The organism is Kitasatospora sp. NPDC004614 (genome assembly GCF_042873675.1).
In the GTDB taxonomy this organism is placed as follows: Bacteria; Actinomycetota; Actinomycetes; order Streptomycetales; family Streptomycetaceae; genus Kitasatospora.
This window is the reverse complement of sequence record NZ_JBIALR010000001.1, coordinates 522,009-543,431: the sequence shown is the minus strand read 5'-3', so window position 1 is coordinate 543,431 and position 21,423 is coordinate 522,009. Positions and strand designations below refer to the sequence as shown.

Genomic DNA, 21,423 nt, shown 5'->3' with positions numbered 1-21,423 from the left:
AGCGACATTCTCGCGCGCCGGAGCCACCGACTCCTGACGCGGCACCGACTCATGCACAGGCGCAGCAGACTGCGACTCGCCGCGCGAAGCGACATTCTCGTGCACCGGGGCCACCGACTCCTGACGCGGCACGGACCGCTCGGCGGCCGGGGCAACGCTCTCCTGACGCGGCACCGACTCGTGAACCTGCGCGGCAGGCTGCGAGTCACCGCGCGGAGCGACATTCTCGTGCGCCGGAGCCACCGACTCCTGACGCGGCACCGACTCGCGCGCAGGCGCAGCAGGCTGCGACTCGCCGCGCGGCGTCGCCTGCTCACGCGCGGGCGCGACGCTCTCCTGACGCGGCACCGACTCCTGCGCAGGCGCGGCCGCCCGCGACTCGGCGCGCGGGGCCATCGACTCCTGGGCGTGCGACGCCGCCTGCTCGTGCGAGGTCGGCGTCGGCGTCGGCGCCGTGTTGTGGCCGGCGGCCGACGAGCCGGCGGACGGAGCGTCCCCGGACCGTCCCCCGCCGAACGGGGTCAGCCCGCTGACCTTCGACGCGCCCGCACCAGATCCCGTCTCGTGCGACGAACCCGAAGCCGACGAACCCGAGTTGGACGACCCCGAACTCGACACCCCCGACTCCGCCGTGCGCGAAGCACCGGCACCGGAGCCGCCGGACGGCCCGTGGTACGCGGAGGCGCCCGTGGCGGTGTCGGACTTGTTGAAGCTGGGCGTCCCACCATGCTCGCCCGCGCCGGCACCGCCACCGGCCCCGGGCAGCTTCGGCGCTTCCGCCGCCTTCGGCGTGGCGAAGTGCCCCTTGACCTTGGACGCGCCCGCGTGCAGACCCGCGCCCGCGCCGCCCGAAAGGCCGGAGCCGAGCAGGGAGTTGCCGTCGACCTTGCCGGTGGTGATCAGCTGGGTGGAGACGTCCGCGCCGACGCCGACGGCCGCGCCGGTGGCCATCTTGCCGGCGGTGGACTTGAGCGCGGTCTCGACGCCGAGCTTCTCGCCCGCCTTGCCGATGCCCTTGCCGATCAGGTGGCCGGAGGCGCCGCCGATCGCGCCACCCTTGGCGCTTTCGCCGACTTCCTTCATGTCGATGCTCTTGCGGTGGCCCTCGGCGAGTTCGATGCCCTGTGCCATCAGGTTGATCGCGGCCATCTGGGCGGCCTGCTTGGCCGCCATGATGATCATTTCCTTGAGCAGGGCCTTCAGGGTCGCCATGACCGTGAGCTTGCTCGCCGCGATGAACCCGGGCACCTCCAGCATCGAGAGGCCGCCGGTGAACGGCGCTTCGGCCTCCGCGGTCGCGATCTCGAAGGCCAGGATGCCGAGTTGGGCGATGATCTGGATCTTGGCTGTCTCCGCGGAGTTGGCGACCTGCTCCAGCATGTCGCCCATGCCGTTGAGCGCGTTGATCGCGCCGGGCAGATAGCCGGGGTCCTGTTCGGTGCCCTTGCCGACCGAGTACTTCTCCCAGTACTTGCCCAACGCCTCGGCGGCGACGCCCTGTTGGCCCTCGAGTGCGCGCTTGATCGTGGCGTCGCCGCTCTGCGCGGCATCCTTCAGGGTCTCCGCGGCCTTGCGGCAGTGGTCGGCCATGTCGCGGAGCTGGTCCTCGTCGGCTTCCGGCCAGCGGCAGCCCGCGAGCAGCAGGAGCACCCACTGGAGGGGCTCCGGGAGTTCGACAGCCATCTGGTCAGTGCCTTCCGCTCTGGTAGATCCGCGGGGTGATCCGCATGGGTGCCGTGGCCGCCTGCTGCGGCGAGGCGGGCATCGGCGCGCTGCCGGGGTCCACGCCGTTCAGCTCGGTGATGACGCCGTCGTCGGCGCCCTGGTAGCCGTCGGCCATCGCCTTCAGGCCGTCGGCGATGCCCTTGAGGGCGGCCGGGAGGCCCTTGATGACGTCCAGGGTGTCCTTGCTGTACTTCAGGTAGCCCTTCTCGCCCTCGGCGAACTGCTTGCCCGACTCGTCGTTGCCCCAAGGGTTTTGGGATTCCAGCGACGGCAGGTATGAGCTCAGCGAGGCGTACAGCGAGCCGACCTGTTCGGCGACGGCGAGCATCGGCGACACCGCGGCCTGGTACTGCGCGGGGTCGACCTGGAAGCCCTGGCCGGCGCTCCCGGACGCGTCCCGGTTGACGGATGCGGGCCGACTGCTGATCCGGTTGGCCGCGGCGGTGTCCGACTTCCCGCGGGCCGCCGACGGAGCGGTGGCGTGCTCCGCGGGCGTCCCCCGTTCCATCGGCTTCGCCGCGACCGCCGGTTCGGACCGGCCGAGCCCACGGGCCGTGATCCGCGGGGTCTCCGCCCCCTCGAAGGGCTCCACCGGCGTGGCCGCCACGTCCCGCTCGAACGGCCGCAACGGCGAGGCCGCCACGTCCCGCTCGAACGGCTGGACAGGCGTGGCCGCCGTCTCCCGCTCGAACGGCCGCAACGGCGAGGCCGCCACCTCCCGCTGGAACGCCTCGGGCGCGATCCGCGCCGATTCCGCCTGCTCGAAGGGCCGGAGCGGGGTCGCCTCGGCCTGCTGGTACGGCTCGGGACTGATCCAGCCCGGCTCCTCGGCGGGGACGGCCTGCTGGCGCGGCTCCACCGGGACGCTCGCGGGGAGGACGGTGCCCACCCGCAGCCGGGCCGTCTCCGCGGGTTCGGTGGCGGCGTACCAGGCCTGCTCGTCGTTGCTCACGGTGCTCCTTCGTCTGGTCGGATCGACGGCGGGCGCGGTCAGCCCGCGGCGGGAGCGCCGGGCGCGGTGGCCAGGCGGGACAGGGCGGCGCGCAGGAACGGGCTGGGCACCGGGAAGCCGCCCTCCTCGCGCAGCGGGGCGCGCTGCGGCGTCCCACCCTCGCCCGCCCCAGCGCCCGAACCCGACGAACCGGCCGACCCCGACGAACCGGCCGACCCCGAAGTCGCGGACGCCCCGGCCGAACTGGCCGAACTGGCCGAACTGGCCGATCCGGCAGCTGGCGCGTCCCCGTGCCCACGCCTGGCGGCGACGCTGCGCGCACGGTCCAGGTAGGCGTCGTCCGAGCTGTCGGCCGACGTCTCCGCCGTGGCCGCCGCGGCCTCGCGACGACCCGCCAGGCCGCTCGCCGACCCGCCGCCACCGCCGGTCGCGGTCGCGTCCGCCGCCGCATCCCCGGCACCGGCACCGGCACCAGCACCAGCAGCCGCACCGGTGTCCGCCTCCGCGCCGCCGCCCGTGCCGAGCAGGATGCCGGCCAGCTGGCTGAGCGCCTCCTGCTCGCTGGCGGGGCCGGCCGGAGCGGGCGGGGCCGCAGCGGTCTCGGGCGCGGCGAGGTGGCCTTCGGCGCGCGCGTCGTCCAGCCAACGGCGGCGTGCGCGCGACCAGTTGCGGTCGCGCGGACCGACGTCCCCGGCCTGGCCGAGGATGCCGCTGTCGTGCAGCAGCTCGTCCTCCTCCTCGCCCTCGGCGCCGAACCGGGTGGCGCTGAGGAAGCGGTTGGCGCCCTTGTTGTCCTTGCCGCCACCGCCGCGGCCCGCACCGCCCGTGCCGGGCATGTGGCCGCCCGCACCCATGCCCGCACCACCGGCGGCACCGCCGCCGCGCCCGGCAGCGCCGCCACTGGCGAGCCCGCTGGAGCCGATCCGGCCGGCCGCCGAGGACGCGCCGGACAGGCCCTTGCCGGACGCACCGAGCCCGGCACCGCCACCGGCCCGGGACGCCAGCGAGCTGCCGCCGACACCGGCACCCGCGCCGCCGCCGCGCATCGCCGAACCGACACCGCCGCCCGCGCCGCCGCCACGCGCGCTCGAACCGCCGAAGCCGCCGCGCGCGGTCGAGCCGCCCGCGCCGAACGGGCTTCCGCCGCCACCGCTGAACGGGGTCAGGCGGCGGGACGGGGAGCTGCCCGAACTGCCCTTGTAGCCACCGGTGTTGGGCATGCCGCCGATGTTGCCGAACGGGCTCCCCCCGGGGACACCGCCGCTCGGGCCGACGCCGGTGCCGGGGCTGTAGTTGCCGCTGCCGAGCGGCGAGTAGTGGCTTGCGCCGGACGAGTTGGTGCCGACGTTGCCGACGTCGCCGAGGCCCGCCAGGTTCAGCGGGCCCGCACCGGAGCTGCTGAGCGGGTGGAACGCGGGCGTCCCGCCACCGCCGGCCCCGCCGTCCTGGCCGAAGTTGGGCATGTTCGGGGTGGGCAGCTTGAACGGCGTCAGCGCCGGACCGCCACTCGCACCGCCCGTCGATCCGACCCCACCGACGCCGCCCGTCGATCCGACCCCACCGATACCACCCGTCGATCCGATCCCGCCGATGCCACCCGTGGACCCGACCCCGCCGACGTGCGAGCCCGGCGCACCGGGGGCGTCGGGCAGCGAGAACGGGTGGGGCGTGGCCTGGGCACCCACACCGAGCGGGCTGCCGGGGACGTCGCCGTCGGCGCCGGTGCGCAGCCCGGCGGGCACGACGGAGGGGCTGCCCCCGGTCATGTCGGCACCCACGCCCCCCACGCCGCCCGGACCTCCGGCGCCACCCGCGCCACCGGCGCCGTTGAGGTTGCAGGTCTGGGCCATGCCGGTCATCTCGGCGATGTGGCCGGCGTTCTTCCGCAGCATGCCGTCGACGTCGCTGCCGACCCCTCCGACGTACTGGTGGTAGACGGCCGCGGCCTGCTTGATGCCTTCGGAGTTGGCGATGTCGTCGTGCTTGCCGGCCGGGTTCTGCTCCATGTACGTCTTGGCGTACTGGAGTTCACGGACCATCTCGTTCTTGGTGTCGATCACCGCGCCCGACGCGCCGTGCAGCGACTTGGCGACCGCGCGCCCGGACTGCAGGGTGGTCGCGACGTGCGAGTCCTCGCCGCCGGCGAACTTCTGCAGGTACTGCTGGAAGGTGTCGGCGGCGGGGCCGGACATGCTCTCCATCGCCCGCTGGGCGGTCTCGGCGATCGCGCGCACGTGGGTGTCGGCGACCTGGTTCCACTTGTCCCAGGCGGCGGCGAGGTCGGCGAGGAGTTCCTCGTTGGCGTCGGGGAAGGCGATGTCCTTCCCGTTCTCGTTCTTCTGAACGGTCTTCAGTACCTCGGCGAGGTCTGCGGGCAGCTGGATCATGGCGGGAGACTCTCCGGTCGGACGTTCGGAGTCGGCGCGGGGGTGTTGCTGCCACCCCCGGCGACAGTGGGACGGGGCGGGCGCAGCTGAGCTGCCGCCGGGCGACAAGTCGCCCGGCGGGTACGTCAGATGACCTGCCGGGTGCCGGGGCCGCTGCCACGGACCTGCTCGTCCGTGGTCCTTGCCTTGTGGTGGTTGTAGTCGAGCGTGGGCGCGTCGGCCCGGTGGTAGTCGTCGCCCGCGTCGGTGTTGCCGATCGGCTTGATGGCGGCCGGCGGCGGCGGGATCGGCGTGCTGTCCGTCTCCGGCGCGAGCGTCTCGTGCGGCGCGCGGATGACGCGGTCCGTACCCACCCGGTCCGTGGCAGGCTGGGCGCCCGCCAGGTGCGGGGAGGCCGGCATGTCCCCGCTGGTGCTGATCTGGCCGATCTTGCCGCTGTGCTCTTCGTCGTTGGCCCGGTGCCGGGCCGCCATGGTCTGGAGGTTCTGGCCCATCGCGTTGGCGTTCTTCAGCAACGCCCGGATCCCGGTGAGGGTTTGCTGCTGGTGCTTGCTCAGACCGCCGACCGAGGAGCCGGAGCCCTTGAGGGCCTTCCCGAGCAGATCGGTGCCGTACACCGATTCCTCGACCTGCTTGATCACGGCCTCCAACTGGTTGGCCGGGCCTTCCAGTTCCTGCAGCAGGCTCATGATCTTCTTGGCTGCCGCATCGACCTCGTCAAGGTCGATCCATACCGTCTCGTCCGCCACTGTTCACCCTCCCGGTCACCGCCCCCGGGCAGCCGGGCCCCCGCCGGGCCGCCCACCGAAACGGGGCGCGCCGCAGCGCCCACGCCGGATCCAGGGCAGGCCGAAGGCACCCGAGGCTGCCACACCCGCTCATTTGTCAGGTAACTTTACTAGGTGTCCGAGGGCGTACCTGCCAAGCACAACAACCGAAGTGACGAGACGTCACCTCGGTACGAGCTTCGCAGAACAGCGGAACCGGGCACGTGGCCCGAAGGTATGCAGTTGGTAAATTCCCGGCGTGAATCACCGGCCGTGTGACAGTGGGGGCGCTCCGTTCGGGGGAGGTCGTGAATGTCCGGTGTGGATTGCGCGGTTCTCGGTGAACTGTGGTGGCGGCCGGGCCTCTTCGCGCAGAGACCCGGCCGTCGCGGTGGAGCCGCAGGGGTCACCGTCCGGCGTGACGCTCCTGGTAGGCGGCGATCACCGCGTCGATCGGGATCGACGGCCAGGTGCTGAGCTCTCCCGTCCCGCGGTCCACCACGCCGGTGGCGTCGCCGAGGTTGGCCGGCGGGCGGACCTGGCCGGTCACCGGGTCGACCTCCAGCGGCGCGGGCGCGGCCCACACCACCCAACCGAGGTCGAACTCCCGGAACTTGACCTCACGCGCGGTCCCCTCCGAGGCACCTTCGTTCAGCCATGCCTGCGCCTTCGCGATGGCCTCGTCCTGGGTGATCATGCGGGTTCCTCCTATGGTGCGATGTGTGCCGCGAGCGGTGCGGCCGGAGCCGCGACGCTCGCGCTGGCGGCGTCCGGACCGGACGGCCCCGTCGGGGCTGTCCGGTCCATGATCCCGGTCGTTCCGGCGGCTCAGTGCTCGCGCCCGGGGGCGGTGAAGGCGCCGAAGGTCTCGGTGAACTGCGGGTCCTGCGGGCCCGAGATGGTGTTCTCCTCCGGGTCGGATACCGAGGCCCAGAGGTTCCAGCCCAGGCCGAAGCAGCTCGGCATACCGCCGGTGGCCTCGGACACCCGGCGTGCCGTCAGGTCGGCCCAGCGCAGGCGGCCGTCACGGTCGTGGACCAGCGCGACGGCATGGGCGCGCCCCTCCTCGCCGGCGCCCAGCACGGTGGCGAAGCTGCCCTTGCCACCGGCCTGCACCTTCTCCATCAGTGCCTTCACCGCGTCGTCGCCCTTGCCGAACGCGGCCGGCGCCTCGGGCCGCGTCCACGGCGTGCTGCCGGTGGCCGGCGCCGCGTCACCGTGCAGGGCGTCGCCGGACACCCGGGGACGCCCGAAGTGGGTGTCCCGGTACGCCTCCACGTTCTCCACCGACGCGTTCAGCTCGGGGCCCGGCCGGAAGCCGGTCCCGTCCTGCTCCGGCGCCTGCCGCGGATTGACGTGGCCCAGCAGCGTGTTGCTCATCGGCGGGTGCACGTTGCCCGGCCCGCCGACGTAACCGGCCAGCTTGAGCGCCCGCGGGTCGTCGTCCGGGACGGACTCGAAAGCCCGCTCCTGCGGCGCGCCCGCCGGGTCCCCGATCGGCCCGGATTCCGCGAGCTGCTGGGCGGCGGCGGCATCCCGCTTCTGGATCTGGGCGCCGGCATCGTCGGTCATCACGCCGATCCAGTCCGACTTGCCGAACTCCGAGAACAGCGTCGCGGTGGTCCGGTTCGGATAGTCCGTCAGCACCTGGTTGGCCAGCGACTGGATGTGGTTCTCGTGGAGGGCGAGGAACCTCTGCTTCTCCTCGCTCTTCGCGCGCAGCTCGGCCGCGGCGGACTGGATGTCCTCCAGGCTCGCGTCGGGCCGCTGAAGTGCCTCCACCAGGTTCTTCTGCTCCAGGAGCATCTCCCGCATCTGGCCCATGCGCTGGTTCAACGACCTGACATGGGGGTTCGTGAGGCTCAGGTCCTTGGTCAGGCCGTAGGCCGCGTCGTCGAAGTGGCCGAGCTGTTCCTTCGCGTTGATCAGGTACGGGTCGACCGTCATCTTGACGACGGCCTCCGGGGTCTGCGTCCCGACCTCGAACGGGACGGTGGACTGCCGGGAGACCCGCGGCGGGTTCAGCGGGTTCCGCGCGTCCTTCTGCACCTCCTGGCTGACCATCTCCCACCCGTCGGGGCCGTAGCGCAGCATGTTGGTCGCCGCCGGGGTGTGCCCGGGGGGCAGGACCGCCGCGTAGTCGCCGCCGCCCATCCAGGTGGTGACCGTCTGCGCGGCCCGGAATTCGGCGGCCGTCCGCAGGGCGTCCGAGGCCGAGTACGACTGGTAGTGCCAGGCCGTGAAGGTGTCCCTGCCCGGTTCGACGGTGGCCACGAAGGCGCAGCCGTTCATCGCGTCGGTGAACACCAGACCCTCCCGGGGGCGGGCCGGGTTCGGGTGCAGCGGCACCTCGGTGTGGCCGATGGTGCTCAGGTCGGCGAGGCTGGCCCGCTTGTCCGCCTCGTAGGGCACGTACGCGCCCCTGACGTAGTGGCTGTCCTCCTTCACCGGCGGCAGCCCGCCACTGGGCCGGGGGAAGTCGGCATAGTGCTCGGCGTACTTCTCCCACGCGGGCACCAGGTAGTAGCCGGCCTTCCCGCTGGCGGCCGCGGACGGGTTCGGCACCATCTCGAACCAGTGCTGGTCGCGGCCCCGCATCGCCTTGAGCAGGGTGTTCTCCTCAAAGGGCTTCAGTCCGGGCATCCGCTGCCGGGCGCCGGCGGCGAAGTCCACCGCGACCAGGTTCTCCTCCAGGAAGGTGCGCGGGTCGTGCATGATCCCGTGCTCCGGCGTACCCACCGGCGGCAGCGGCTCGGGCACGACGGGCGGGTGCTCGGCACCGTCGTGCTCGGCACCGTCGTGCGCGTCGTTGCCTTGCGCATCGTTGCCGTGCGCGTCGTTGCCTTGCGCGTCGTTGCCGCCCTGGTGCTCACCGTCGGTGTGCTGCGACGGTCCGCCGTCCGGGGCGGCGCCGGGCGAAGCGTCCGGACGGGGCTGCGAACCGCCCTCGTGCTCCCCCACCGACCGCTCGTGCGACTGGTGTTCACCGAGGCCGCCCGGGTCCGCCGGCGGGCGGACGTCGGAGACGTAGTCCGAGTGCGCCGCCGGGACGCCCAGCTTGCCGAGCGCCTGGTCGAAGTCCCGTGCGGCGCCGAGGAATTCGTCGCGGCCGCGGAGCATCGTCTCGGCGCTGTGCTTGCGCCGCTCGGCGAGCTCCGCCCGCTCCTCGCGGGTGGCGGTCTCCTCCCACTTGAGCTGCTCGGCACCCTCCGTGAAGTGCTTGGCGCCCTGCTCCGCCCGGTCCGCCAGCCGGTGCAACTCGGCCTTGAGCGCCGGGTCCTGGGCCAGGTCGGCGACCTGGCGCCGGGCCTTGACGTTGTCGTGCAGGTCGGCGGCGACCTCGTTGGCGATCCGTTCCGCCATCGGGATCTCCTGCCGCACCTGGACGGTGGACTTCGGATCCGGGTGGGCGGACAGTTCGGGGTTGCCGTGCTGCGGCTCGTCGAGCCCGAAGCTGCGGAAGCCGGCCATCGCCAGCGCCGCGTGCATCGCCACGTCGTCGGAGGCCCGGTCCCAGGCGTTCTGGAACCTGGCACCATGCTCGCCGACCTGCACCACGCCCTCGTCCGTCAGGAGCTCTCCCGCGCGGTCCTTGGCCGCCGCGCGCAGCTCGGAGAACTTCTGCTGGATCGCCTCCGGGTCGTAGGCGACGCCCTGCTTCTCGTTCTCCTTCAGCCAGCCGATGAACTCCTTCTGGTACCCGGGGTCCGGCGGCGGCCAGCCCTCGGGGTAGAACTCGTTGAGCTCCCGGATCGCCCGCTGGTGTTCCTCGGTGCGGCTCATCATGAAGCCGTGCGAGTTCTCGGCCTGGCCCTCACCGGTCAGTTCGGCGCTGCCGTACTGCTCCACCATCTTCTTGTTGCCGGACCAGAGGTTGTACTGCACCTCGGAGTTGGGCACGCCCCCGGTCAGGCCCTCCGACCCGAGGTCCAGCCGGCCCAGGTTGGTCCGGATCTGCTCGTAGATCTGCTCGGTGTGCGTCCGGAGCCCGACCAGCTGGTCGCCCGCCACCTGGTTGGCGGTGGCGTCGTCCTTGCCGGTGAAGGCCGGCATCTTCGCCAACGACTCGTGCGGCAGCGGCTCGTGCTCGGACTGCGGCGACGAGACGCCCGCCGGGTCGGCCGGGGGCCGCGGCGAAGAGACGCCCGCCGGGTCGGCCGGGGGCTGCTGGGCGGCGTCGTCGCGCTTCTTGATCTGCGCGGCAACGTCCGAGGCCATGTGGTCGACCCAGTCCGGCTTTCCGGGCTCGATCGAGTAACCGAACTCGGAGAGCACGGTGTTGGCCGACCGGTTCGGGTGCAGCGGCGTCGCGTCCACCGCGAGGCGCTCGATCTCGGCCCGGTGCTCGTCCAGGAACATCTGGCGCGAACGCTTGATCCGGTTCAGCCCGTTCGACAGCTGCTGCAGGTCCTCCAGGGTCGCGTCCGACCGCTGGTACGCCTTCACCAGGTCGTTCTGCGCGCCGAGCATGTCGTTCATGTCGGACAGCAGCGGCTGCAGGTCCTTGAGCGCGCGGTTCTTCGGATCCAGCCCCGTGGTCAGGTCGTGCGCCGCCTTCTGGAAGCGGTCGAGCCGTTCCTGCGCGATGACGTGGTACGGGTCCAGCGTCATCTTGACGACGGTCCTGGGGTCCTGCGTCGCCACGTCGAACGGGATCCGCTGCGGCGGGTGCAGGGTCGGCGGGAACTTCTTCATCGCCTCCGAGTTGCCGCCGTACGTGTGCGACTCCTGGCTGATCATCTCCCAGCCGTTCGGGCCGTGCTTCAGCATGTTGGTCGCAGCCGGCTTGAAGTCCAGCGGCAGCGGGTGGGAGTAGTCGCCGACGCCCATCCACGACGTGACGGTGTGCTGCTCCCGGAACTTGTAGCCGCCCTCCAGGTGTCCCGCGGACGAGTACGACTGGAAGTGCCAGGCCGTGAAGGTGCCCTTGCCCGGCTCGACGGTGGTCACCAGGGCGCAGCCGTTCATCGCGTCGGTGAACACCAGCCCCTCGCGCGGCAGGTCCGGGTGCGGGTTCAGCGGCACCTCGGTGTGGCCGATGGTGTCCGGCCGGCTCGGGTCGGGACGCTCCTCGGACTTGTACGGGATGTACGCGCCCTTCACGTACTCGTGGTCCGCCTTGACCGGCGGCAGGCCGGAGTCGGGACGCGGGAAGCCCTCGTAGTGCGCGGCGTACTTCTCCCACGCCGGCACCAGGTGGTAGCCCGACGGCTCGCCGTTCTTGGTTTGGCCGTTCGGCTCCAGCACGAACCAGTGCTGGTCACGGCCCTTGATGGCCTCCAGGAACTCGGCGGCCTCCTCCGACCTCACACGCGGCATCCGCTCCTTGACGCCGGCGGCGAAGTCCACCGAGACCTGCTTGGTCTTCAGGAACTCGGCCGGGTCGTGCATGATCCCGTGCTCCGGCGTACCCACCGGAGGCAGCGGCTCGGGCGTCACCGGCGGGTGCTCGCCGTCGCCGTGCAACTCCTGCTGCTGCTCCGCCTGGTGCGCCCCGTCAGTGTGTTGCGAGGACCCGGCATGCTCGGTGGCACCCGGCGACGCACCCGGGCGCAGCTCCTCGCCACCCGGCTGGTGCGCCGGACGCGGGCCGCCGGCCTGGTGGCCGGTGGTGCCGGCGGGCGGGCCGGACGGATGCAGGGGTGCGCGGTCCGGGGTGAGCGGGACGGCGAACAGGCCGCCCTCGCCCGCGTACAGCGGCCGGTCGCTGGTACGGCCCAACTGCGGGTCCGCGTACACGATCTTGCCGTTGTGGTTCATCGCGTTCCAGGCGTGGGTGCGCCCCTCGCTGTCACGGCTGATGATCACCGCCTGCGAACCGTGACCGCTGTCCAGCAGCGTCTGCGCCAGTTTGTCGTGCCCGGCCGGCCCGCTGCCCAGGTGCTCGAACTTCCCGCCGAGCGACTGCTCGATCCGGTCCCGGCCGCCCTTCTCGCCCACCGAGTTGTGCTCGGTCCGCGACGCGGCGACGGTCGGGTGACCGTCGTACGTGTCGACCAGCGAAAGCGCCGCGTCCGCACAGTTGTTGGCCCGACCCGGGGCACCCGGGCCGTCACCGTTCAACTTCTTCAGCCAGTCGCCCGAACTCGGATCCGGGTGCCGCCGCGGCGAACCGTCCGCGTTGTGCGGAACCGCGTCCTGGAGCTGCTTCGACTCGTGCTCGGACGGCCGCTTCAGTCCACCCTCGACGTCGAACGGCCGCTGATCCGTGGCCGGGCGGCGCGGGCCGTCGCCCTCGTGGTCGCCCAACGAGCGCTCGTGGGAGAGCGGTTCGTGGGAAGTCTGTTCGCGATTCGGCAGCTCGTGGTTCGGCAGCTCGCGCGACGACTGTTCGCGATTCGGCAGCTCGTGATTCGGCAGCTCGCGCGAGGGACCGCCGAGACCGCCCGGTTGCGCGGGGGCGACGGGAACCACGTGGCCCTCTGCCGCATTGGGTTCCAAAGTCCCCAGCCGGAGATCCCCGGACGGCGTACCGCCCTCCGCGTGGTGCCCGGTCGGGGTGACCAGGCGCACCGGCGCCGCGCCCAGCATCTCGGCCAGGCCGGGAATCCGCCCGGCGCCCGGCGTGTAGGTGTGATCGAGCGCGTGCGACGCACCGACGACCGCGACGAACTTCCCTTGCCTGCCGTGGTCGTTCTGGATCACGTCGTACGTGTACGAGTTCATCAGCCGGGCCCGCTGCTCGTTCTTATTGCCCTCGACCGGCATGCGAGCCGGGAATCCGTCCGCCGCGACGACCCGCATCTCCCGGGCCTTCGCCTCCAGCATCATGTCGTAAAGGCCTTCGCCGGCCGGGGACTTCTGCTCCTTGTCGTATTCCCGGAGCATCTTCCCCAGGTTCTCCGGCATGGTGCCGCCGGGCTTCAGATAGGTGTCCAGGTGGCGCTGGAAGGTCTCGTCGCGAATCGCCTCCAGGTACAGCGTGTCGACGCCCGAGTCCTTCAGGCCCTGCATGTTGTCCTTGAGGAACTTCCAGCTGGGCGACTCCTTGTGCGCCTCGCCCAGCACCATCCCGTCGGGCGCAACGTAGTCGCCCTCGTTCCGGAGCACCCGCCTGGCACCGTCCAGGGCGGACGGCTGCTGGCCGTCGAGCCGGTCCCGCACCTGCGCGAAGTCGACCGGGTTCCACGGCTGCTGCGAGTGCTGGTGGGCCAGCCGCTCCAGCACGTTCACGCGCTCGAGCTGGGCGTCGTAGTTGGGCTTGGTCCGGAAGTCGAAGCTGCCGGCCTCGGCCAGGACCGCGTTGCCCTTGTACTTCCCGTAGTTGTCGGGGTTGCGGTTGAACAGCTCGTCACCCAGCGGGCTCAGCACGGCACCCGCAGCGGTGCTGTTCACCACCCTCAGGCTCGGCGCGTCGAGGTGCGACTTGAACGACTGCGAGTACGGGCTGACCTTCACCTCGTAGTGCTTGCCGTCCTCCGTCTTGGTGCCCGAGTGACGGCGGCCCCAGTCGTTGTGGGGCAGCTCGGTGGCGGCCGTCTGCAGCCTCGAGTCCAGCTTGAAGTTGAACTTGTTGTCACTCTTGTACTTCGCCAGCGCCTCGGGGCTGGCGGCGGGCGGGTAGATCAGCGCGGGCCCGGACGGATTCTTGTGGAGACTGGCCAGCTCCTCGGGCCGTGGCGCCACGGTGACGTCCTCGATCCGCGGGCGCGGTGGATCGGCCATGCCCGGTGCGGGGTTCGGCCGCTCGGCGTCCAGCTTCGGGCCGGCCTGGTGGTCGGTGGTCCCGGCGGGCGGGCCGGACGGGTGCAGCGGCGCGCGGTCCGGGGTGAGCGGGAGAGCGAACACGCCGCCCTCGCCCTCGTACAGCGGCGTGTGACTGGTACGGCCCATCTGGCCGTCCGTGTACACGATCTTGCCGTTGTGATTCATCGCGTTCCAGGCGTGCGCACGCCCGTCGGCGTCCTGGCTGACGATCACCGCCTGCGAGCCGTGACCGTTCTGCAGCAGCGTCTGCGCCAGCTTGTCGTGCCCGGCCTGGCCCTTGCCCAGCGGCTCGAACTTGCCGCCGAGCGACTGCTCGATCCGGTCCCGACTGCCCTTCTCACCGACCGAGTTGTCCTCGACCCGCGGCGCGGCCACCGTCGGACGGCCGTCATAGGTGTCGACCACCGAAAGCGCCGCGTCCGCGCAGTTGTTGGCCCGACCCGGGGCGCCCGGACCGTCACCGTTCAGCTTCTTCACCCAGTCGCCCGACATCGGGTCCGGGTGCCGCTGCGGAGTGCCGTCCGCGTTGTGCGGAACCGCGTCCTGAAGCTGCTTCAGGTCGTGCTCGGACGGCCGCTTGAGTCCGCCCTCGACATCGAACGGTCGCCCGTCCGTGGCCGGGTGACGCGGACCGCCACCCTCGTTCTCCGCCAACGAGCGCCCGTGGGACGGCTGTTCGTGCGACGGCTGTTCATGCGACGTCTGCTCGTGGTTCGGCTGCTCGTGCGGCTGCCCGGGGTTGTTGTGCTCGTTCGCGGACTGGTGGTCGGTGGTGCCCTCGTGCTGGTTGTGCTGGTTGGACTGGTCGTGCTGGCTGGACTGGTCGTGCTGCGGCCCCTGACCCTCCAGGTGTTCGGAACTCCCGTGCGGCGTCTGCGCATCGGGGTGCACCGGACCGAGCCCGCCCGGGGCCGACGGCGCGGCGCTGTGGGCGGCGGCCGGGTTACCGGCCGGGGAGTGGTTCTCGGGAGTGGGCAGGTAGCTGAGCCGGACGGCGCCCGCAGGCGTGTCGCGGCTCGCCCTCGGCGGCGCCTCGTGCGCCGTCCCCGAGCCGTGGGTCAGGTGGACGGCCGGGACGCCCAGCAGGTCGGCCGTGCCGGGGATGCGTCCGGCGCCGCCGGAGCCGGTCGTGGAGTGCGCATGGCTGGCGCCGACCACGGCCACGTACTTGCCCCCGCCGTTGGCGGCGTCCGAGCTGATCACGTCGTGCGCGTACGAGTTCATCAGGCGGGCCCGCTCGTGGACCCCGCCGTCCTCGTTGATGGTCCGGGCCGGGTATCCGTCCACCGCACGGACCTTGACGTTGTTGGCCTTCGCCGCTTCCAGCACCTCGGTCAGCTTGGCGCCGTGGCCGCTGTCGTACCTCGCGGCCGCCTTCTGAAGGGTCGGGGGCATGGGCCCCTTGTGGTCCGGGTCCAGGTACTTGTCCAGGTCGTGCTGGACGGCGTCGTCCCGCAGGGCCTCCAGGTAGAGGGTGTCGACCCCACTGGCCTTCAGCTGCTTCATGTTGTCCTTGAGGAACGGCCAGGTCGCGGACTGGCCGTGTCCCTCGCCGAGCACAACTCCGGGGAATCCGGCGTCGTTGCCGTGGCCGTTCAGCAGGCGGTCCACACCCTCCATCGCGGAGCCCTGGCCGGCGAGCTGGCCCGCCACCCGGTCGCCGTCGATCCAGGTGCCCTTCTCCGTGTTCTGGTCCGCGAGGTCCTTCAGCAGCTGCCGGCGATCGTGCTGCTGCTCCATGGTCGGCCTCGACCGGTAGTCCAGCTTCGCGGCCTCTTCGAACACCTTGTTGCCCGAGTAGGCGACGGCGTCCGGGCCAAGGGCATTGCGCAGCGGCTCCCGGAGCTGCCCACCGGCCCCGCCTTCCACCAGGGTCAGGGTCGCCGGGTCGACGTAGGCCTTGAAGGTGTGGTCCTTGATCTTGGCGTTCGGCTTCCCGCTCGCCGTCGAACCCTCCGACTGGTGGGTTTTGCCGTCCTTCACTGGCAGGTGGTTACTGACCTCCTTCAGTTCCGGCGAAAGCTCGAACTTGAACTTGTTCGCGAAAGCCGCCCCCGCGTGCGCCCCCTTGCTGTTGCTCGGCGGGTAGACGATGGAGGGCCCTGTCGGGTTCTGGTGCAGAAGCTTCCGGCCCTCGGGAGTGAGCCCCTGGCCGTCCATCAAGGGCTTCCGGCCGCCCAGTCCGGCCGGCTCGGCGTCGGGTCGCAGCCCGGGCGGCGTGGAATCGGGACGCGAGCCGGGGTGCGTCGAGTCGCCGAGGCCTCCCGGACTCTCCGGGGCCCGGGTGTGCGAGGTGTTGGCGTGCTCGTCCCCGAACGGGTTCGACACCTCCGAGGCGGGGCTGTTGTGCCCCGACGAAGCCGCATGCTCGTCCCCGAACGGGTTCGACACCTCCGAGGCGGGGCTGTTGTGGCCCGACGAAGCGGCGTGCTCGTCCCCGAACGGGTTCTGCATCTCGGGCGTGGGACGGTTGCCCGACGGACCTGCGTGCTCGTCCCCGAACGGGTTCGTGCTCGACGCCCCGCCAGTGGGACGGCTGCTCGGCGGAACCTCCGGCGCGGCGCCGCCCGGCCGTTGAGTGAACGGCGGCGGGACCGGCGGCGCAGCCGGGGCATGCTGCTGTGCGGGCCGCGGCGGAACGGGCGGCGCGGAACCAGCATGCTGCTGAGCGAACGGCGGCGGAACCGGCGGCGCGGCCGGAGCGTGCTGGCCGGCGAACGGCGGCGGAACGGGCGGCGCGGCCGGAGCGTGCTGGCCGGCGAACGGCGGCGGAACCGGCGGCGCAGCCGGAGCATGCTGCTGAGCGGGCGGCGCGGCCTCCGGCGGCGCGGCCGGAGCATGCTGCTGAGCGGGCGGCGCGGCCTCCGGCGCGGGCCCGGTGGTCGTACCGCCGGCGGCAGCCGCAGCGGCCGCCCGGTCATGCGCTTTCAGGTGCTCGACCAGGTACGCCTTCGCGAAGTTCTGCTTGACCTTGGGGTACCTGGAGTACGGCTCCTTCCCGGCCGCCTCCGCGAGCTGGTCGAACATCACCTGCTCGTTCGGATTCTTCGGCATTCCCGCGACCGTGTCCCAGTAGTGGCCCGGCGCGAGATTGGCGTCCTCCGGCAGGCCGAGCAGCCTCTTGACGCCCTTCTGCTGCTCGCTCGACAGTCCGCCCTGCCCGTCCGCTTCGGCGTAGGTCAGGCGCGGCTTCTTGCCCTCCTCGTGGAACTTCACCTCGTTGATGAGGATGTTGTGGTACTCGATGAGCGCGGGGTTGTTCTGCGTCTTGTCGATGCTGAGCTGGTCGAGCGCCTGCTTGTGATGCCCGAGCTCGTGCTGGATCGTGTGCTCCTGCGTGAACCCGTTCTTGTTCATCCGCTGGTTGACGACCAGCACGTCGGGGGCTCCGTTCGCCCCCTTGTTGTATGCTCCGCCGCCCATGCCGGAGACCACCGTGGGGGCCGCGGTGCCGTCACCGTCCTTCAGTCTTTCGATCTTTCCGATGGTGTGCTTGCCGGCGGCCTCGGACAGATTGCCGACCCGCCCTTCCCCGTACTCGGAGAACGGCGTGGAGACGGTGGCGTGGTCCGGCACGAACACCATGACCGGGAGTTGATCGTCCGGAATCCCCAGCCGCCGACCGATCTCCTGCATCTCTTCGAGAGTGGGGATGTGCCGCTTGTCCTCCAAGTCCGAGAACGGCGACGGGTCTTCGTACGTCCGACCGCCCGGCGCCTCGTCCGGCCGCACCTCGTCCGGCCGCGGTTCCTCGGGCCTCGGGGAGGTGTCGGACTCGGGCCGGGCACTGGGGTCCGTCTCGGGCTTCGGCGTGGTCTCCGGCTTCGGCTGGGCCTCGGGCCTCGGGGACGTCTCCGGCTTCGGCGTGGTCTCCGGCTTCGGCGGGGCCTCCTTCTTCGGCGGGGCTTCGGTCTTCGGCGTGGCTTCGGTCTTCGGCGTGGTCTCGGGGCGTGCGCCGGCCTGGTGGTTGCCGGTGTTCCCGCCGCCCTGGTTCGTGCCGTGGCCCGCGCCCTGGTTGGCACCGTGGTTGGTGGGGTGGAGCGCGCTGCCGTTCGGGCCGAGCGGGACGGCGAACAGGCCGCCCTCGCCCGGGTACAGCGGCTTGTCGCTGGTGCGGCCCATCTGCGGGTCGACGTAGACGATCTTGCCGTCGTGGTTGACCACGTTCCAGGCGTGCGAGCGGCCCTCGCCGTCGGTGCTGATGATCAGCGCCTGCGAGCCCGGACCGCTCTCCAGCAGGGTCTTCTGGAGCTTCTCGTGGCCTCCCGCGCCCGCGCCCTGGTGCTCGAACCGGCCGCCGAGCGACTGCTCGATCCGGTCGCGGCCGCCCTTCTCGCCGGCGCCGTTGTTCTCGACGCGCGGCGCGGCCGCCGTGGGGTGGCCGTTGTAGGTGTCCATGAAGGACAGTGCCGCGTCGGCGCAGTTGTTGTTGCGGCCGGGCGCGAACGGGCCGTCGCCGTTGAGGTGCTTGACCCAGTCGCCCTGCTGGGGGTCCGGGTGGGTGGTCGGCTTGCCGTCCTCGTCGCGCGGGACGGCGTCCTCGATCCGCTTCTGGTCGTGCTCGGAGGGCTCCTTCAGCCCGCCGGGCTCGTCGATCCGACGCCCGTCCGTGGTCTTGGGACGCGGCTCGCCCTCGTGCGACTGCGACTCGTGCGGCCGGGTGCTGCCCTCGTGCGACTGCTGCTGCTCGTGCGGCCGGTTGCTGCCGCCGTGCTCGTTCGGGGCGGTCGCGTGCTCGGTCGGCTTCGGGGCAGGGGTGTGCTGCTGCTCCGGCACGGCGTGCGTGTCGGGGCCGGTGCCACGACCGCCACCGGGGCGCAGCGAACCGCCACCCTGCTGGCTGCCGCCGCCGCTGTGGACGGTGCCGCTCTGGCTACCGGGCCTGGGCGCACCGGACGTTGACGGTGCGTCGGTTCGGGCGCTGCCGCCACCGATGTGGCTGCCGCCGCCGACCGGGCCGGGGGTGAACCCGGCGCCGCCCATCGGCGGGACGGCACCCTGGTTCGGGCTCTGGGTACCGGAGTTGGGCGGGGTGTCACCGAGGCCCTCGGGCATGCCCTGGCCGGGAACGGTCGCCCCGTCCGGACGCGGCAGGGTCGCACCGCGGGCACCGTCGAGGTGCGTGCCGCCGGTGTTGCCACCGCCGCCACCGCCGTGGCCGGACGAGGACGCGGCGCCCGCGAGGCCCGCCGCACCACTCAGGACGCCGGACAGGTTCGGCACCGCACCCCCGCCCTGCGGACGCGGCGCGCTGTCGTCGCCCGACGGCCGCACGGACCCCTGGTCGCCGGCCGAACTCTCGCGCCCCACGGGCGCGTTGTCCCGCCCGGAACCGCCCGACTCGTTCCGCACCGGCTGCTCGTGCACCGGCCGGCTCGGCTCCTGCCCCGACAGCGGCTCGTGCGTCGGCCGAACGGCCTCCGTCCGCTCATGCGCCGGCTGCGACGGAATGCGCTCGGTCAACGGCTCGTGCGTAGGCCGCACCGCCTCCGCCTGCTCGTGGTTCTTGCCACCACCGGACTGCTCGTGCGCGGGCGGCGGAGCCTGCTCGTGGCTCCGGCCACCACCCGACTGCTCGTGCGACGGCGGCGGAGCGTCGGCGCTGTTCCTGCCGCTACCGGACTGCTCGTGCGCGGGCGGCGGAGCCTGCTCGTGGGTCCGCCCACCACCCGACTGCTCGTGCGACGGCGGCGGAGCGTCGGCGCTGTTCCTGCCGCTACCGGACTGCTCATGCGCCGGCGGCGGAGCCTGCTCGTGGCTCCGGCCACCACCCGACTGCTCACGCGCGGGCGGCGGAGCCTGCTCGTGGGTCCGGCCACCACCCGACTGCTCGTGCGACGGCGGCGGAGCCTGCTCGTGGGTCCGGCCACCACCCGTCTCGGAGTGGGACGGCGGGGCGTCGCCGCTGGTGCGGCCGGAGCCGAACGGGGACAGGCCGCCGGCCGTCGAGCCACCCGAACCTGAGCCACTCGACCTACCCGAACCCGAACCCGAACCCGAACTCGAACCACTGGAGCCCGAACCACTGGAGCTCGAACCCGAGCCGCTGGAGCCCGAGTTGGAGCTTCCGCTGTCGCCGGACGGGCCGTGGTAGGAGCTGTCGCCGCCCGAAGAGGTATCCGGCTTGGTGAACTTCGGCGGGCCGTCCTGGCGTCCGCCCTCGCCGGGGCCGACGGGGCCGGAGATGTGCGGGGCGTCGCCGGGCTTGGGCGCGGGGGCGTGCGTGTTCATCTTGACGGCACCGTGGTGCAGGCCGACGCCCGCGCCGCCGGAGAGGCCGGAGCCGAGGAGCGAGGAGGTGTCGACCTTGCCGGTGGTGAGGTACTGGGTGGCGGCGTCCGCGCCGACGCCGGTGGCCGCGCCGATCGCCATCTTGCCGCCGAGCGAGTTGGCGGCGCCGCCGAGGCCGACCTTGCCGGCCGCGGCTCCCAGGCCCTTGCCGATCAGGCCACCGGCGGCACCGCCGATGGCGCCGCCCTTGGCGTTGTCGCCGACTTCCTTCCAGTCGATGCTCTTGCGGTGGCCCTCGGCGAGTTCGATGCCCTGCGCCATCAGGTTGATCGCGGCCATCTGGGCGGCCTGCTTGGCCGCCATCTTGGCCAGGTCGAGCACAAGTGTCTTCAGGGTCTTGGTGACGAACGTCCGCGCCGCCGCGATGAACCCGGGCACCTGGAGCATCGACGCACCCGCGGTGACCGGAGCCTCCGCCTCAGCAGTCGCCAACTCGAATGCCAGAATGCCGAGTTGGGCGACAATCTGGATCTTCGCCGTCTCGGCCGAGTTGGCCATGTTCTCCAGCATGTCACCCATGCCGCTGAGCGCGTTGATGGTCGCGGTCAGTCGGCCCGGGTCGTCATCGGTGCCCTTGCCGACGGTGTAGGTGGCCCAGAACTTGTTCAGCCCGTCGGCGGCTGCGCCCTGCTGGCCCTCCAGCGCACGCTTGATCGCCGCGTCCACACCCTGGGTGGCGTCCCGCAGCGTCTCGGACGCCTTGCGGCACTCGTCCGCCATGTCACGCAGCTGGTCTTCGTCTGCTTCCGGCCACCGGCAGCCGGCGAGCAGCAGGAGCACCCACTGGAGGGGCTCCGGGAGTTCGACAGCCATGGGTCAGTGCCTTCCAGTCGAGCCGGTCGTACCGGGGGTGAACATCGGGCGGACGTGGGACGGCGCGGTCGGTGCCGTACCGGGCGACTGCGGCATCGGAGCCTGTCCGCCGTCCATGCCGGTGAAGGAGCTGGTCGCGCCCTCTTCGGCGGTGTCGTAGCTCTCGCCCATCTTCTTCAGGCCGTCCGCGATGTCGCGGACCTCCTTGACCAGGCTCTGAAGCGTCTTCAGGGTGTTGTGGCTGTACTCCAGGTAGCTGTTCTCACCGTTCTCACCCTCGGCGAACTTCTTGCCCGACTCGTCGTTGCCCCACGGGTTCTGGCCCTCCATCGAGGGCAGGTACGACGTCATCCGGGAGGCCAGCGACGCGATCTGCTCCGACGCGGAGAGCACTGGCGAGACTGCCGCCTTGTACTGATCGGGGTTCACCTGGAACCCCTGCCCGGCCCCCTTGCCCGTGTCCGAGCCCGCGTTGGTGCCGTTGGCCGCTCCCGCCCGCTGCCCGGCCTCGGTCGACTGTCGCGGCACCCCCTCCTGGATCGGGGTCCCGCGCTCCTTCAGCTGCCCCGCCTCCGCCGCCGGCGTCAGGGGCTCACCAGGAGTGGCCGGCACCCCCGGCTGGAGCGGGGTCCCGCGCTCCTTCAGCTGCCCCGCCTCCGCCGCCGGCGTCAGGGGCACACCGGGCGTGGCCGGCACCCCCGGCTGGAGCGGGGTCCCGCGCTCCTTCAGCTGCCCCGCCTCCGCCGCCGGCGTCAGGGGCACACCGGGCGTGGCCGGCACC

General features: G+C 72.1%; 6 protein-coding genes and 1 pseudogene. All 7 read right to left on the bottom strand.

Annotated elements, in window-relative coordinates; all coding sequences use genetic code 11:
- A partial coding sequence (locus tag ACFYST_RS02270; RefSeq protein ID WP_387859290.1) for a hypothetical protein occupies positions 1-1,683 on the bottom strand: 1,683 nt, incomplete at its 3' end.
- Positions 1,684-1,687: 4 nt separating this feature from the next.
- A complete protein-coding gene (locus tag ACFYST_RS02265; RefSeq protein ID WP_387859288.1) occupies positions 1,688-2,677 on the bottom strand; it encodes a hypothetical protein in 990 nt (329 codons plus the stop codon).
- A 38-nt stretch (positions 2,678-2,715) separates the two neighbouring features.
- Complete coding sequence (locus ACFYST_RS02260) at positions 2,716-5,064, bottom strand: hypothetical protein (RefSeq protein ID WP_387859286.1); 2,349 nt, start codon at positions 5,062-5,064, stop codon at positions 2,716-2,718.
- 125 nt (positions 5,065-5,189) lie between these two features.
- The gene (locus tag ACFYST_RS02255) at positions 5,190-5,813 is read right to left on the bottom strand and encodes a hypothetical protein (protein WP_387635568.1); all 624 of its coding nucleotides are present in this window, start codon (positions 5,811-5,813) and stop codon (positions 5,190-5,192) included.
- A 424-nt stretch (positions 5,814-6,237) separates the two neighbouring features.
- Positions 6,238-6,528, bottom strand: a complete 291-nt coding sequence (locus tag ACFYST_RS02250; RefSeq protein WP_387635570.1) for a hypothetical protein — start codon at positions 6,526-6,528, stop codon at positions 6,238-6,240.
- A 131-nt stretch (positions 6,529-6,659) separates the two neighbouring features.
- A complete protein-coding gene (locus tag ACFYST_RS02245) occupies positions 6,660-20,642 on the bottom strand; it encodes a toxin glutamine deamidase domain-containing protein (protein WP_387859285.1) in 13,983 nt (4,660 codons plus the stop codon).
- Between the two features lie 3 nt (positions 20,643-20,645).
- A pseudogene (locus ACFYST_RS02240) lies at positions 20,646-21,423 on the bottom strand (hypothetical protein); the annotation flags it as partial.